Genomic DNA, 15,304 nt, shown 5'->3' with positions numbered 1-15,304 from the left:
CCGCTTCGCGGTGGACACGCGCGGTCCGCCGGCGGGGTTGCGTTCACCAGACAGTAGTTCATGTTCATCCGGTGGCCGCGCTGCATACCATCCCGTCCGCCCGCAGTTCCGGACGAAAACGGATTACATCACCGAATACAGTATGACGCTTGCCACAGCCGCTGCGAGCGCGAACGCGATTCCGAGTCTCGTCCCGCTCCACGGCCGCCCGGCCACCACCCGGCCCGACTCGCCGTGCACCGCGACCATCCGCCGCCGGCCCCGGTGCGGGTACGACGCCAAGTACACCGGCAGCAGCACCAGCCGGTACCCCAGGCCCGAGTAGGCCGTGTCGATCACCGGGACGTGCTGCGCGTCCCCGCCCACCAGGCCCCGCACCTCGGCCTCCACCGCGGCCGCCATCCGCGCCTTCGCCAGCTCCAGGCCGACCTCCGGCTCCAGGTCGTACCGCTGCACCCACCGGCCCTCCAGGAGCGCCGGGTCGAACGGCACCGCGCCGCCGAGCCGCCAGTCCCGCAGCAGGTCCGCGAGCATCCCCGCGTCCACGCGCACCGTCGCCGGCACGACCACGTCGGCGAACGTCCGGTCCAGCGTCCCCGCCGCCGGTCGCCACCGCACGCCCCGCACCCGGCTGCCGTGCGCCGCGCCCGCCCGGCCCGCGCTCGCCCATGTGAAGTCCCCGCGCGCGGCCCGGTACCGCGAACGCGTCCACGCCCCCCACACCCAGTGCGGCAGGTACGCGGCCCGGAACGACTCGGCCTCGTCGACCTTCCGGAACGCCCGCGGCGCGAACCAGTGGCGCCGGGTCCGGTCCCGCAGGAGGCGGCGGGCGGTGGCGCGCTCGATCCTGAACGGCACCATGGCGTCGGGGACGGTGATGAGCTCGGGGGTGTCGTCGGCGTAGCGGCCCTTCGCCTTGGGCGGCAACGCGGTCCAGTCGGGGTCGACCAGGCGCCGCGCGGCGGGCCGGCCGTGGAGGGCGGTCCCGCAGGACTCGCAGGCCAGGACGGTCGCGCCCGGGGCCACCGGCAGCGGCTCGCCGCAGGACGTGCACGGACACGCAGGGAGCAAAGCCCACCATCCTTCCATATCGGGCACTGCCCCAACTCTAGGCGCCGATTCCCCTCCGAGGGGGGAGAACGGTTCGCGCCCATGACCTTCCGGGGCCCGCGGGGGCCGGGCCCGGCACCTGCGGCACTGGATATATCGCCGAACGGGTGGCAGGATAGACGCGTGACGCCACGGAGGGAGCTCACGTCAGCGCGTGATTATGCCGACCAGTACCGGCGTCTGCGCGGACTCATGCGGTCCGGCCAGGTGGCCGAGGCCGTCAGTGAGGCGACCTGGATCGTCTACAACTCCGAGACCGCGCAGCAGCGGGCCCAGGCGTGGCTGTTCATCCTCCAGGGCCAGATCTCCCAGCGGGCGATCGACAAGATCCCGAACACCATCGACCAGGCGGGCACCGCGGTCGCGCGCTGCCGGGACCCGCGCCTGGACGGGAAGTACCACGCGCTCGCGGCCTGGTACTACCACCACCACATCAAGTCCCTCGACTTCACGGCGCAGCGCCTGGTCCTGTCGTCGCGCGCGCTGCGGTCGATGACGGAGGCGAGCCAGGCGGCGGTCGACGCCTGGTACGACCTGGCGGTGATCCTGTCGAACTGCGGGTACCAGCAGCAGGCGGCGGGGGCGCTGGACCAGTGCCACACGCTCGCGGAGCGGGCGGGGGTGACGCGGTCCTCTGTGGAGGGCGTGGAGATCCGGGTGCGGGACGCGCTGCTGCGGTACTACACCGGCGACCCGCGGGCGTGCACGGGCCTGCTGCGCCAGGAGCTGCGGCGGGTGAAACCGAGCCTGCACGACCTGGACACGCGGGAGCTGGAGTGGGTGCACTACGCGCTCGCGCGGCTGTCGCTGCTGGGGTTCAGCGAGCAGTGGTCGGTGGAGCACCTGCTGCCCGAGGAGACGTCGTCGGTGGAGGCGATGGACCTGCGGACGATGGCGCGGGCGTCGCGGCTCATCGCGCAGGCGCGGGGCCTGGAGGCCCTGGAGGTGCTGGAGGCGCGGGACATCGGGGACGAGACCCTCGGGGTGATGGAGCCGCAGCACCTGCGGTCGCTGGCGCTGGTGGCGAAGGGCGACCACGCGGCGTCGATCCTGGCGGCGCACGCGACGACGTACGCGCTGTACAAGCAGATCAACGAGTTCCACACGATCTACCTGGCGTCGGCGGCGGCGCTGGTCGACCACGACCAGCTGCGGCGGGCGGCGGCGGGCTGGGCGGACCGGGCGAACACCGACGAGCTGACGGGGCTGCCGAACCGGCGCCGCCTGGACGCGTTCCTGGCGGAGGTCGAGGGCGACGGGATGATCGCGGTGCTGGACCTGGACGGGTTCAAGGCGGTGAACGACACGCACGGCCACCAGGCGGGGGACGCGATCCTCCAGCGGCTGGCGGCGCTGTTGTCGAGCGTGGTGCGCTCGGGCGACCTGCTGGCGCGCACGGGCGGCGACGAGTTCATCATGGTGCTGCCGGGGGCGTCGGAGTACGACGCGGACGCGGTGTCGCAGCGGATCCGGGTGGCGGTGGCGGCCGAGAACTGGGAGTACTCGGTGCCGGGGACGCCGGTCGACGTGTCGATCGGGTGGGCGAGGCTGGCGACGGGCGGGAACCCGTCGCAGACGCTGTGGGCCGCGGACCAGGCGATGTACCAGATGAAGCGGTCGCGGAAGGGCCTTTTAACTGCCGACGAGGCGGACGACCCGGAGGACTACGGCGTGGTCTACTGGCACGGTTCGTAGACGGTGTCGAGGTCGACGCCGGCGACGGCTCCGGTGAACCCCTCTTCGGCGTAGTGGGCGCAGGCGGCGGCCTTGTTGGCCGGGTCGGCGGCGTAGTCGACGGCGAGGACGAGCTTGCCGGCGTCATGGATCGCCCGGGTGTTGTCGAGGTTCTCGGCGCACCAGTCCTCGTCGCAGGGCGTGTCGGCGTTGAGGAACCAGAGTTCTTCGATCCCGATGCCGTCGATGGCGTCGAGGTAGCCGTCCTGGTCGATGAGCTCGGGGGAGTTCTGGGGCAGGATCGCGAGCCGGTCGGCGGTGTACTCGTCCGCGGCGATGACGAGGTCGGCCATCTTGCGGGCGAGGGTCTCGCGGGTCTCGCCGGGGACGAGGGCGAGGTCGATCTCCTCGTAGGCGTTGGGGACGTCGAGGTAGACGCCGTCGAATCCCGCGCTGATCGCCTGGTCGAGGCGCGGCTGCATGACGAGGTCCCACCAGTGCTGGTCCCAGTACTCGACGAAGTACTCGTCGGGCCAGTCGCCCCACTGGTTGAGGACGAGGTCGGTGGCGGCGACGGCGTCGTACTCGGGGCGGTAGGTCTCGATGGAGCCCATGGAGAAGTAGGCGTAGACGGTCTTGCCGGCGTCGTGGAGGGCGGTGATCTCCGCGGCGGTCCAGTAGCCGTCGCCGCCGTCGCGGGCGAGGTCGATCACGGCGGTCGGCTGGGGTGCGGCGGCGACCGCGTCGAGGGTGTCGTCCTCGTAGCCGCTGAGCTGGTAGAGCCAGCTGTCAGGGGCGGCGGCGTCCTCGGGGAGGGGTTCGCCGAGGGGGTCGGCGTCGGCTTGGGTGCACGCGGCCAGGAGGAGGGGGAGGGCTGCGATGGCGGCGCCGATGCGTCTCATGCGCCCGAGGGTATCCCGGTCCGGCGAGTGGGCCGGTTTCGCCTTCGCGCGGGCGTGGCCTCCGGCCGCGCGCCTAGTCGGTGCCGCCTATCAGTCGGTGTCGCCTATCGCCTCGGCGACGGCCTCGACGGCGAGGGCGCGGACCACGTCCACGGAGGCGTGGAGGCCCCCGGTGGCGGCGGCGATGAACGCGTCGCCGTCCATGCGGGTGTGGACCGGGCTGATCGCCTTGGCGAGGCCGTCGTGGGCGCCTTGGGCGACGAGCGCGCATTCGACCTTGTCGAGGCGGGCGTTGGTGACGACGACACCGATGGTGGTGTTGCGGCCGAACCCGCCGGCGGCGAAGCCCTCGGGTCTGAGGAGGTCGCGGTCGAGCGGGCCGGGTTCGCCGAAGGCGTTGACGGCGGCGAGGGCGGTGACGACCACGGGTCCGGCGCTGACGGTGGCGGTGCGCAGGCCCGAGGGGAGGGTCACGCCGCGCCACTGGCCGACGGTGGCGCCGCGGCCGGCGCCGACGGGTCCGTCGAGTGCGGGTTCGAACGGGGCCATGGCGGCGTCGCACGCCTCGTAGCCGTGCGCGGCGGCCGGGACGTTCCCGGTGCCGTCGAGGTCGTAGAGGCCCAGGGTGGGGACGATCGGGACCGTGCCGCCCGGCGTGGGGACGCCGCGGCCGCGCTCGGCGAGCCACTGCATGACGCCGTCGGCGGCGGCGAGGCCGAACGCGGAGCCGCCGGTGAGCAGGACCGCGTCGATGCCGGTGTTGGAGCGGAGGGGGTCGAGGAGCTCGATCTCGCGGCTGGCGGGGGCGCCGCCGCGGACCTCGCCCGAGGCGAGCACGGCCTCCTCGAACAGCAGCACCGTGCAGCCGGTGTGCTCGCCGGTCCAGTGGCCGACGCGAACTCCCAAGTCCCGCATCCGGACAGAGTACCGCCGCGGTGCCCCGGAACGCCTCTGAAATTCGATAACCGAACGGTAACTCAGATCTTTGTGGACAGTGTCGCGGGACACCTGTGACCCACGCGAAATCCCTGGATTTCCCTCGTCGGGCGGGCTTAACATTGGTGCAGAGGCCGGGAACGGCGGAGCCGGAACGGCGAACCCGAACCGCTTCCGCGAGCGGCCTCCCGAAGCGGTCAGCGACCGCGACGGTTCCCCGCCGTCGACAATGGCGTCATCGACGAGCGGCCCCCCTTCAGAATCCACGATCCGGCGCACCCCGCCGGGAAGGAATCATCATGTACGAGTTCGTAGGTGCTTACCTCGCAGTCGACGCCGCCAACACCACCGCCACCTCGGCCCTGCCGAACGCGCCGGTCGTTGACGACGGACGGGCCGACAGGCCGTACGCCTTCGGCGTCACCCGCCCCGAGAAGGTCCGCCTCTCGACCGCCGGCGTCCTGCGCCGGGTGGCCGACCGGGTCGAGGGCCGCGCCCTCGCCGGCCTGGCCCGCTAGGACCGAGCGGCGAGCGCGCCCACAAGGCGCCGCGCCGGACTGCAACAACTCCGACCGCTGAACGCGCCGGCCCACGGGCCCGGCGCGTTTCGCACGCCCGGACACGGGACGGGCCCCGGCCGCATCGCGGCCGGGGCCCTCCGTCTACCTCCCGGACCTGCGGCGCGTCGCCGCGAACAGGACCGCGCCCGCGACGAGCGCCGCGAGCGCCCCGGCGAGGACCCACGTCAGCGACGCGCCGGTGTCGGGCAGGTACACGGCGTTGACGGTGATCGACCCGGTGTTGTCCGCGAGGTCGTCCTCCAGCACGCCCGGGTAGATCCCGGCGTTGTTGCGGCCGTGGACCTCCAGGACGCCCCGGTCGGTCGAGCCGGGGTCGGTGACCTCCACGGTGAACGTGAACGCGATCGTCCCGCCGGCGTCGAGCCGGTCGAACATGCACAGGAAGTCGCTCGCGCCCGCGTCGACCTCCGGGAGCAGTTCGGCGGCCTCGTCGTCGTCCAGGCAGTCCCAGTGCTCGCGGCCGTCGCTGTCGACGCGGACCAGGTCGAGCCCGTCCGGCAGCGCGCCGGTCACGTAGTAGGAGTGGATCCCGAAGAGCCCGAACGCGGTCGCGGGCCCGTCGTTGCGGATCGGGACGGTGAGCGTCCGCTCGTCCCCGGCGGCGCCGCGCGCGTCCGCGTCGCCGATCGCCAGGTCGTAGAAGTGCTCGCGGGTGACGATGTCGAGCTCCCCGACCGTGGGGTCCGAGTACTCCAGTTCGGGGTCGGCGACGGCGCGCAGCCCGAGGACGTGGCCGTCCTCGTCCCAGGTGATGTCCCCGTAGGTCGACTCGCGCTCGTCCTTGCTGACGGTGGTGGCGCTGTAGTAGCAGACGCACACGTCGAAGGGGCCTGGCGCGAGCGGGTCGACCTCGTAGGGGACCGGGCCGGTCGTGGTGAACACGGTCCCGGGGGCGTCGGTGAGGTCGGTGACGACGCAGACGACGCCGCGCCGGCCGGCGTGGTCGGCGGCGCAGTTGTCGTACGCGGCGATCGCGTCCGCGCCCTGGTCGTAGGCGGCGTACTCGGGTTCGGTGAAGGTGAGGACCACGGCGCCGGTGCCCGGGTCGAACGCGTCCTGCTGGAGGAACTCGGGGAAGACGTCGACGGTGGCGCCGGGCTCGACGCCGGTGTGGGCGAGGTTCGCGTGCCGGAACGGGAACGCCTGGGCCGGGAACGGGTCGACGATCTCGATCGCGCCGGAGTACGTGTCGACCTCGGTGCCGTCGACGGTCGCGGTCGCGGTGTACCCGTAGACGCCCGGCTGGGCGTCGTCGGCGGCGGCGAACAGGAACGCGAAGTGCAGTTCGGCCTCGGCGGCGTCGCGGACGCAGTCGACGCCGGTGCCGTGGTGGGTGCAGGGCAGGGCGCCCTGGTCGCCGGTGGTGAAGGCGAAGGTGCCGGGCGCGGCGTCGACGTCGAGGGCCACGGTCACCGTGTGCGCGCCGGGCGTGAAGTCGTCGCCGAAGACGAGCGTGAACCCGCCCGGCAGCGGTGCGTCGCCCAGGTTCACCGGGCCGTTGAAGTCGTAGTTCGTCTCGGCGGGCGGTTGCGCCTGGGCGGCGGCGGGGACGGCGAGGGCCCCCGCGAGCAGGGCCGCGAGGACGGCCGCCAGGCGCCTGCCCGCGCGGTGCGGGAGGGGCGGAGTCATGGGAGTTCCTTTGCGAGGGCCCGGCCGGCGGCCGGGCGGCGGACCTATATGAACTCAACGCGAACGGAAGGTGACCGGTTGCGACCGTCCTTCGGTTTTCCTGCGGTTCCTCGCGAGCACGCAAGAGCGCCCGGCCTGTGGGGGCCGGGCGCTCGCGGTGTTCCTCGGTGGTGAGCTCTTCCTGCCGGGTCTACTCGGCGGGTTCGGCCGCGGTCTTGCGGCGGCGGGTGGCGATGAAGAGGACGGCGCCGATGACGAGCGCGGCGCCCGCTCCGGCGAGGATCCACGTCATCGAGGAGCCGGTCTTCGGGAGCTGCCCGGAGCCGGTGGTGCCGTTGAGGGTGAGGTCGGCGCGGTTGTCGTCGGTCTCGGTCTCGATCGCGCCGGGGTGGCCGTCGCTCTGGAAGGCGACGATCTGGAGCACGCCCTTCGCGTCGGCGTCCTCGTCGGTGACCTTCACCGTGAGTTCGACGTCGTAGGTCGCCGTGCGGGGGACGCTGGTGAAGATGCAGACGAAGTCGGCCGCGTCGCGGTCCTCGATCGCGGGGACGGTCTCGCCGAGGTAGTCGTCGGAGAACTCCTTGCAGTAGGCGGACTCGTCGGCGGCGATCGACACGAACTCGGTGCCCTCGGGCAGTTCGCCGACGAGCGCGTAGGAGCCGGGTCCGTCGAAGAAGGACCAGGCGTCGGCCGGGCCGAGGTTCTCGACGGGGATCGTCACGGTGACCTGGTCGCCGTTGTCGCCCTTGATGTCGGCGTCCTCGATCGCGAGGTCGAACGGGTGGTCCGGGGTGGTGCGGATGGTGACCGGGCCCCAGGAGGCGAAGTCGGCCGGGTCGTGGCTCCCGTCGGCGACGGCCAGCCCGAAGAGGTCGCCCGTGGTCGGCACGCCGCCGAACTCGGCCTCGAGTTCCGCGGCGTCGACCGCGCGGACCTCGAAGGAGCAGCCGCACAGCTCGATCGGGCCGGGGACCTCGCGGAACACGGTGAACTCCACCGGCTGGGTGGTCGTCACGGCGCTGCCGGGCTCGTCGGGGAAGTCGGTGACGACGCAGGTGACGCCGGGGCCGCCGTTGAAGCCGTCGACGCAGTTGTCGTAGGGCGCGGTCACCTCGGCGGTGCCGGCGAGCATGTACTCGGGCGCGGAGACGCCGTAGACGAGCGCCGCCGTGTCGGCCGGGATCTCGCCCTCCTGGTAGTAGACCGGGCCGGCGCCGACGGTGCTGCCGGACTCGATCTCGAGTTCGGTGGACTCGTACAGGAACGGCGACTCGCCCCCGCCCTCGTCCCCGGCCACCTCGACGGTGCCGTTCACGGGCTCCAGGGCGGTGCCGTCGACGCTGACGAGCAGCGTCCAGTCGTAGTCGCCCGAGGGCGCGCCGCCGTCGATGCGGTAGTCGAACGCGAAGTCGATCTCCGCGTCGGAGTCGGCGGCGTCGCAGTTGACCCACTGCGGCGGGATCGCGTCGAGGGTGCACGCGCCGTCGCCGGTCTCGCCGGGGGCGAGCTCCCAGCCGTCGCCGTAGACGCTGAGCTGGGCGAACACGTCGTGCTCGCCGGGGGTGAAGTCGTCGCCGAATTCGAGGCCGATCGCGCCGGTCGCGAAGTCGGCGCCGGCCTGGACCGGCTCGTCGAAGACCACTTCGACCGCGGGTGCGGGGGTCTGGGCGTGGGCGGGGAGGGCGAAGGCGCCGGCGCCGAGGGCGGCGGCCCCGGCGAGGGCGGCGGAGCGCTTGAGGGCGCGCGCCGCCAGGGAAGAGGGTGCAGGCATGGCGGGATTCCTTGGCAGGTGAGAAACGTCAGGTGAGAGTGGACAGTCCCTTGTGGGTGCTCCCGTGCGGGGACTCGATGACTACTAGACGCCGCCGGTCCCGCACCTGATGCAGCGGACTTCGAGAAATTTCCGCGGCGTGGCGCAGCGCACACGCGAAAGGCGCCCCTCCGAGTGGAGGAGCGCCTGTTCTCGCAGGTGGGCGGCGGTTACGCCTGCCAGCCCGGGATCGGGAACGCCTTCGTGTGCTCGCGGATCTCGCCCGCGATCGACTCCAGCTCCGCGTCCTTGCCGTCCTTCGCCGCCGCGACGGCCCGGTCGATCCACCCGGCGATGAGGTCCATGTCGCCCTCGGTCATGCCGCGGGTCGTCACCGACGAGGTGCCGATGCGCAGCCCCGACGGGTCGAACGGCTTGCGCGTGTCGAACGGGACCGAGTTGAAGTTCAGCTCGATGCCCGCCGCGTCCAGGGCCTTCGCCGCCGGCTTCCCGCCGATGTCCTTCGAGGTGAGGTCCGCGAGGATCAGGTGGTTGTCCGTGCCGCCCGACACCAGGTCGAAGCCGCGCGCCGTCAGGCCCGCCGCGAGCGCCTTCGCGTTCTTCACGATCTGCGCCGCGTACTCCTTGAACGCCTCGGTCGCCGCCTCGCGCAGCGCCACCGCGATCGCCGCGGTGGTGTGGTTGTGCGGGCCGCCCTGGAGGCCGGGGAACACGGCCTTGTCGATCGCCTTCGCGTGCTCCTCGGTCGTGAGGATCATCGCGCCGCGCGGGCCGCGGAGCGTCTTGTGCGTGGTCGTGGTGACCACGTCGGCGTGCCCGACCGGCGTCGGGTGCGCGCCGCCGGCGACGAGCCCGGCGATGTGCGCGATGTCGGCCATGAGCACCGCGCCGACCTCCTCGGCGATGGCCGCGAAGCCCGCGAAGTCGACGGTGCGGGGGATCGCGGTCCCGCCGCAGATGATGAGCTTCGGGCGCTCCCGGCGGGCGATCTCGGCGACCTCGTCGAGGTCGATGCGCCCGGTGTCGCGGCGGACCCCGTAGGCGACCGCGTCGAACCACTTGCCGGTGGCCGAGACCTTCGACCCGTGGGTCAGGTGCCCGCCCGCGGGCAGGCCCATGCCCAGGACCTTGTCGCCCGGGTTCAGGAACGCCATGTACACGGCCAGGTTCGCCGGGCTGCCCGAGTACGGCTGCACGTTCGCGTGCTCCGCGCCGAACAGGGCCTTCGCCCGGTCGATCGCGAGCTGCTCCACGGGGTCGATGAACTGCTGGCCCTCGTAGTAGCGCTTCCCGGCGTACCCCTCGGAGTACTTGTTCGTCAGGATCGAGCCCGTGGCCTCCATGACCGCCTGGGACACGTAGTTCTCGGACGCGATGAGGCGGATCTTCTCGGACTCGCGGCGACCCTCGGCCTCGATGAGCCGTTCGATCTCGGGGTCGGCGGCCGCGAGCTTCGCGGTGAGGGCCTCGTAGGCGTCGGACATGCAATGCTCCTCGCTGATCGGCATGATCTCGCACGGCGACCGGGCAGGTGGCCTTGATGGTCCGAGCATAGCCGGAGGGGCCGGTCCGGGCCCCGCCCGTTTCCCCGCGTGTGAGACGGCGCGGGCGCCCGCGCCCTCACGCGATCGGCCGTGCGAGACTCCATTGCGTACACGCAGTAGCGTGCGACGTATGTCACCTAGATCCGCCGCGAAGACCGTCGGCGCCGGGTTCGCGGTCGCGGCGCTCGCCGCGCTCGCCCAGCTCGGCCTGGCCTACGGCTTCGGGCTCCTCTCCTGGGCCGACGCGGCCCCCGGGGCCGCCGACCCCGTCCTCGACTACCGCTGGAACGCCAACCTCGCGTGGGTCGCGTGGTTCACGGCCGCCTCCTGCGTCGTCGGCGGCCTCGCCTCCGGCGCCATCGGCTCCCGGGCCGCCGCCCACTCCACCCCCGCGACCCGCTTCGCCGCGGTCCTCGCCTCCGCCGCCGGCGCGTTCACCGTCGGCCCGCTCGTCGCCCTCTCGGCCGAGCAGGGCGCGGTGTTCACCAGCTTCCCCGTCGACCCGCTCATCGCCGCCGGCCTCGGCGCCGCGGTCGGGTTCGCGCTGGCGCTCATCGGCCTGTCCTCCCGGTCCGTGGCCGTCAACGTCGGCGCCTCCGCCGCCCTGGTGTGGCTCCTGGCGATCCTCGCCGTGTTCGTGGAGGTCGGCGACCGGGTCTCCCCGGTCACCGAGCTCGCCGTGTGGGGCTCGTGGGCCGGGTCCGACACGTTCCTGGGCACCCGCGGATTCTCCATCGCGATCCCGTTCGTGACCGGCTCGCTCGTCATCGGCGCCGTGGTCGCCGCGTTCGCGCGCCGCAGCCACATCTCCAGCTCCGGGTACCGCATCGCCGCGGCCTCGGGCATCGCCGGGCCCCTCATCGTCACCGTCGCCCACCTCGTCGCCGGGCCCTCCCGCCTCGACAACGCCGAGTCCCTCGCCGTCATGCTCGTCGGCCCGTACGCCGCCATCGCCGGGCTCCTGGGCTCCCTCGTCGTGTGCGCGCTCCCCAAGGGGGGCGGCCAGATCGACGACCGCGCCGAGGAGGTCCGCGAGACCCCCGCCGGGCTCACCGAGTCCGTCCCCGGCTGGACCGTCCCCGCCCCGGCCACCGCCTACGACGACGGCCAGGACACCACCAAGGACCTGCCCGCCGCGCCCGCGACCCCCGCGCGGCCCAAGCGCCCCACCCGCCGCGAGAAGCAGATCGCGAAGGACTCCGAGCGCGCCGCCAAGCAGGAGGCGCAGAAGCGCGCCGAATGGGAGCCGCAGGAGGGCGACGACACCCCCAACCCCGACGTCGACTGGGTGCAGGAGCTCAAGGCCGTCGACATGGACGAGCCCAAGGAAGAGGCCCCCAAGCCGAACCGGCGCGCCAAGAAGACCACCGCCCGCACCCGCCGCAAGATCAACTCCGAGGACGACGCCGAGGAGTAGGCGGTACCGGACGGCGAGCAGCGCAAGCGGAAGCGGCCGGGCCCATCGGGCCCGGCCGCTTCATGCTCTTGCTCTCACAGGTCCCACTCGTGGACCGGGCGCCCGTCCGCCGAGCGCGCCGCGTAGTCGAGCACCATCGCCCGCAGCGCGTCCCGCCGCTCCAGCCGCTGCCGGTGCTCGGCGACCTGCACCCGCGCGACCTGCCAGGTCGCGCCGTTCACGCCCCGGCGGCACCGCGCCTCGACCACCCCCAGGTACCGGTCCACGTCCCGGCCCCCGACGCCCAGCGACGACAGCCCCTCCGCGGCCTTCGGCAGCAGCTCCTCCAGGACCAGGCGCCGCACCGGGACCAGCCCCATCCCCGGCCACACCTGGTCGGCGTTGATCCCGTGCCGCGCCGCCGCGCGGAAGTTCGCCGCCGCCGTCGCGAACTCGAACCGCTCGCTCAGCGGCACCGGCGCGTCCGCGAAGTACGCCACCAGGCCGTAGAACAGCGCCATGTTCGCGCAGATGTCGATCGCCGTCGGCCCCGCCGCGACCACCCGGTTCTCCACGCGCACATGGGGACGCCCCCGGTGCACGTCGTACACCGGGCGGTTCCACCGGTACACGGTCCCGTTGTGGTACCGCAGCTCCTGGAGCGTCGGGACCCCGCCGCGCGACACGACCGCCTCGGGGTCCTCCTCGTCGCACAGCGGTAAAAGCGGCGCGAAGTGCCGGTAGTTCTCGTCGAACAGGTCCAGGACGCCGCCGATCCACCGCTCCCCGAACCACGCCCGCGGCTTCGCGCCCGCCGCCCGCTGGTTCGCCCGCCGCGTGTCGGTGCCCTGCTCGAACAGGATCACCCGCGTCTCGGCCCACAGCTGGCGCCCGAACAGGTACGGCGAGTTCGCCGCCGTCGCCACCTGCACGCCCGCGAACGCCTGCGCCGCGTTCCAGTGCCGCGCGAAGTCCTCCGGCGCCACCTGGAGGTGGAACTGCACCGACGTGTTCGCCGACTCCGGCGCGATCGACGAGGACGTGAAGTCCACCGACTCCGCGCCCCGGATGTCGATGCGCAGGTCCTCCCCGCGCTGGGACATGATCTCCTCGTTGAGGATCCGGTACCGCCGCGCGCTCGAGAGCGCGTCCACTCCCATGTGGTCGGTGAACAGCGTCGGCATCGTCCCGATCGGACAGATCTGCACCCCGGCCTTCCCGGCCGCCTCCCGCACCTCCGCGAGCACCGCCGCGAGGTCGCTCTCGTACCAGGTGAGCCCGGCCCCGTCCAGGAGCCGCGGCGGCAGGTTCAGCTCGATGTTGAACGCGCCCAGCTCGTGCTGGGCCCCGTAGAGCGCGTCCTCCTCGCCCGAGGTGCGCAGGTGCTCCAGCACCGCGTCGTTCGCGAACGCCGGACTCCCGTCGGGCTCAAGGAGATCCAGCTCCAGTTCGAGCCCGGTCATCGGTCTGCCCCGGTCCAGGCGCTCCTCGGAGAGCAACTGCGCGAGGGCCGCCCGTCCCGCCTGGAGTCTCGCCGAGTACGCGGGGTGATCCCAGTGCTTCAAGGCAGAGCCGCTCACCTCGTCGCCCATATGTTCCTCCCCAGGAATCGAACGTCCATCAACTCTAGGACGCTTGGTCATGCGCTGGCTACCAAAGGAGAAGTTGTTTCGTCCCAAATGGTGTACGTCGCGCTCATATTAGGGAGTCGTCCGCAGTGGTGGTGTCGGGATCTTGACACAACGGGGTCCCGCCCGGCGACGTTGCGTCGCGAGGCAGGTCGGCAGCGTTGCGACCGGCGCCACCGCCCCGCACCACCCCGGGCCCGCCGCCCGCCCCGATAGGATCGCCGCGTGTCCGAACAGCGCCCGTCCCGCCGGCCCGCCGACTTCCTCGCCGCCCACCGCGGCGGCGGCCTCGCCACCCTCCTCGACCAGCGCGGCGGTGCGTTCTTCGCTTACGCCGCATGGCGACTCGGCCTGAAGCCGACCCACCTCACGCTCCTCAACCTGGTGATCGGGCTCGCCACGAGCGCCGCCGTCATCGCCTACATCCCGCTGGCGCGCGACGGCGCCCCGTGGTGGCCGGCGGCCCTCGGCGCGCTCGTGCTGTGGCACGCCGCCTACATGCTCGACTGCGCCGACGGGCAGCTCGCGCGCGTCACCGGCACCGGCTCCGACGCCGGGGCGCGGGTCGACATCCTCAGCGACGTCGCCATCCAGGCGTCCGTGGTCGCGGTGGTGGTCGCGGTGGTCGACGCGTACACGCCGTGGGTGCCCGCGTGGTGCGGCGCGGCGTTCGCGGCCCTGTGGATGACGAACCTCGTCACCGCGGTCATGGCGAAGGACGACGCGTCGGTGTCGATGGTGACGAGCACGAGCATCGCGGTGCGGCTGGTGAAGCTGGTGCGCGACTACGGGTTCGTCATCGTCGTCATCGCGCTCGCGCTGATGTGGCCCGAGTCGATGGCGGCCGTGATGCTGTGCCTCGGTGCGGTGAACGGACTGTTCCTCTTGGCGAGCATCGCGGTGAGCGCGCGGGCGACGCTGCGCTAGAGCAGTTCCCCGTAGATCTCGATGAGCCGGCGCAGTGTCACCTCGGGCGCGAACACCGCCTCGTAGCGGGCGCGCGCGTTCGCGGCGTACGACGGGTCCTTCGCGACCTCGGCGATGGCCGCGGCGAGCGCGTCGGCGTCCGGTGCGGCCACCACCCCGGCGGGCGCGGGGGTGCCCTCACCGGCGATGAACGGCGCCCCGCCCATGCGGGTGGCGACGACCGCGCGCCCGGCGGCGAGCGCCTCGATGCCGGAGGTCGGCAGGATGTCCTGCCAGATGGAGGGCACGACGACGGCGGCGGAGGCGGCCACGGCGGCGTCGCGCGCGGCCGGGTCGAGCTGCCCGAGGTAGTGGATCTCGGGGTGGGCGGCGGCGGCCTCCTCGACCAGGCCGCGGAGCGGTCCGTCCCCGGCGATGCGCAGCGGCACCGCGGGCCGGGCCCTCTTCCACGCGTCGAGCAGGAGTTCGACGCCCTTCTCGGGGACGAGGCGGGCGCTGAACAGGAAGCCCTCGCCGAGGGGCGCCACGCCGGGGTCGGCGACGGCGTTGGGTTTGACGCGGATCTGCTCGTCGGTCATGCCGATGCTCTTGAGGTACCCGGCCATGGCGTCGGTGAGCGCGATGAACCGGTCGACCGAGCGCCAGGTGTCGCGGTGGACGCCGAGGGTGAGGGCCATGACGGCGCTCTGCGCGCGCGAGCCCCGGTAGCAGGCGTGCTCGACGCCGGGCGCGTTCCAGCGCTTCCCGTGGCAGTCGCGGCAGTCGCGGCCGTCCCGGAAGTAGAGCCCGTTCATGCAGTCGTGCCGGTAGTTGTGAATGGTCTGGACCACTTTGATCCCGGCGCGGTGCGCGGTGTGGACCACGGACGGCGACAGCAGCGGGTAGGGGTTGTGCAGGTGGAGGAGGTCGGGGCGCTCGCGCTCGATGAGCTCGGCGAGGCGCCGCTGCACGCCGGCCGCGTGCACGGGGGAGGCGGCGAGCATCGCCTTCCTTTGCGGGGGAAGGGAACCGATCTCGTCGGAGGACCGCAGGAAGGGCACCACCTCGACGCCGGCCTCGCGCAGGGCGCCGATCTCGTAGTCCACGATGACGTTCTCGCCCGAAGGCTGCGCCGAGGCGTACCGGTTGTGGGCGACGACGATCTTCACAGGTGTTCCTTCACGGTGCTGTCCTTCGCGGTGCTGTCCTTGACGGTGCTGCCTCGCA

General features: G+C 72.7%; 12 protein-coding genes. 4 read left to right on the top strand and 8 right to left on the bottom strand.

What is annotated here, in order from left to right:
* Positions 1–123: 123 nt before the first annotated feature.
* Positions 124–1,071 (bottom strand): hypothetical protein, encoded by a 948-nt coding sequence (locus BLS99_RS11510; RefSeq protein ID WP_143034768.1) that lies wholly within the window; start codon positions 1,069–1,071, stop codon positions 124–126.
* A 162-nt stretch (positions 1,072–1,233) separates the two neighbouring features.
* Between BLS99_RS11510 and BLS99_RS11505 the strand changes: the two genes are divergently transcribed.
* On the top strand, positions 1,234–2,805 hold the full coding sequence (locus BLS99_RS11505; protein WP_143034767.1) for a GGDEF domain-containing protein: 1,572 nt from the start codon (positions 1,234–1,236) through the stop codon (positions 2,803–2,805).
* On the opposite strand, the gene BLS99_RS11500 is transcribed toward BLS99_RS11505, so the two are convergent.
* Together BLS99_RS11500 and BLS99_RS11495 are read right to left on the bottom strand one after the other, a co-directional pair.
* On the bottom strand, positions 2,787–3,686 hold the full coding sequence (locus tag BLS99_RS11500; RefSeq protein ID WP_091049008.1) for a glycoside hydrolase family 191 protein: 900 nt from the start codon (positions 3,684–3,686) through the stop codon (positions 2,787–2,789). The genes BLS99_RS11505 and BLS99_RS11500 overlap by 19 nt on opposite strands.
* Positions 3,687–3,776: 90 nt before the next feature.
* The gene (locus BLS99_RS11495; RefSeq protein ID WP_091049005.1) at positions 3,777–4,601 is read right to left on the bottom strand and encodes a P1 family peptidase; all 825 of its coding nucleotides are present in this window, start codon (positions 4,599–4,601) and stop codon (positions 3,777–3,779) included.
* A gap of 320 nt (positions 4,602–4,921) precedes the next feature.
* On the opposite strand from BLS99_RS11495, the gene BLS99_RS11490 reads away from it, so the two are divergent.
* On the top strand, positions 4,922–5,140 hold the full coding sequence (locus BLS99_RS11490) for a hypothetical protein (protein WP_091049003.1): 219 nt from the start codon (positions 4,922–4,924) through the stop codon (positions 5,138–5,140).
* A 144-nt stretch (positions 5,141–5,284) separates the two neighbouring features.
* Here the strand turns inward: BLS99_RS11490 and BLS99_RS11485 are convergent, their stop codons facing one another.
* The 3 genes from BLS99_RS11485 to BLS99_RS11475 form a co-directional block, all read right to left on the bottom strand.
* Positions 5,285–6,832 (bottom strand): LPXTG cell wall anchor domain-containing protein, encoded by a 1,548-nt coding sequence (locus tag BLS99_RS11485; protein WP_091049001.1) that lies wholly within the window; start codon positions 6,830–6,832, stop codon positions 5,285–5,287.
* A gap of 190 nt (positions 6,833–7,022) precedes the next feature.
* Positions 7,023–8,603: an LPXTG cell wall anchor domain-containing protein gene (locus BLS99_RS11480; RefSeq protein ID WP_091048997.1), complete on the bottom strand. Its 1,581-nt coding sequence runs from the start codon at positions 8,601–8,603 to the stop codon at positions 7,023–7,025.
* A 209-nt stretch (positions 8,604–8,812) separates the two neighbouring features.
* Entirely contained in the window at positions 8,813–10,087 is a 1,275-nt protein-coding gene (locus BLS99_RS11475) for a serine hydroxymethyltransferase (RefSeq protein WP_091048992.1), read from the bottom strand.
* Positions 10,088–10,277: 190 nt separating this feature from the next.
* Here BLS99_RS11475 and BLS99_RS11470 point away from each other — a divergent pair, with 190 nt between their 5' ends.
* Entirely contained in the window at positions 10,278–11,564 is a 1,287-nt protein-coding gene (locus tag BLS99_RS11470) for a hypothetical protein (RefSeq protein WP_091048989.1), read from the top strand.
* Positions 11,565–11,638: 74 nt separating this feature from the next.
* Here BLS99_RS11470 and BLS99_RS11465 read toward each other — a convergent pair whose 3' ends face one another.
* Positions 11,639–13,135 (bottom strand): glutamate-cysteine ligase family protein, encoded by a 1,497-nt coding sequence (locus tag BLS99_RS11465; RefSeq protein ID WP_091048985.1) that lies wholly within the window; start codon positions 13,133–13,135, stop codon positions 11,639–11,641.
* Between the two features lie 261 nt (positions 13,136–13,396).
* Here BLS99_RS11465 and BLS99_RS11460 point away from each other — a divergent pair, with 261 nt between their 5' ends.
* The gene (locus tag BLS99_RS11460) at positions 13,397–14,098 is read left to right on the top strand and encodes a CDP-alcohol phosphatidyltransferase family protein (RefSeq protein ID WP_091048982.1); all 702 of its coding nucleotides are present in this window, start codon (positions 13,397–13,399) and stop codon (positions 14,096–14,098) included.
* Here the strand turns inward: BLS99_RS11460 and BLS99_RS27630 are convergent.
* Complete coding sequence (locus tag BLS99_RS27630) at positions 14,095–15,246, bottom strand: glycosyltransferase family 4 protein (protein WP_091048981.1); 1,152 nt, start codon at positions 15,244–15,246, stop codon at positions 14,095–14,097. The two genes, BLS99_RS11460 and BLS99_RS27630, sit on opposite strands and share 4 nt — an antisense overlap.
* Positions 15,247–15,304 lie beyond the last annotated feature (58 nt).

Origin of the sequence: Glycomyces sambucus, assembly GCF_900102815.1 — a bacterium.
Classification (GTDB): Bacteria; Actinomycetota; Actinomycetes; order Mycobacteriales; family Micromonosporaceae; genus Glycomyces; species Glycomyces sambucus.
Note: the sequence above shows the minus strand (reverse complement) of the source record. Positions and strands in the feature narration are given on the sequence as shown.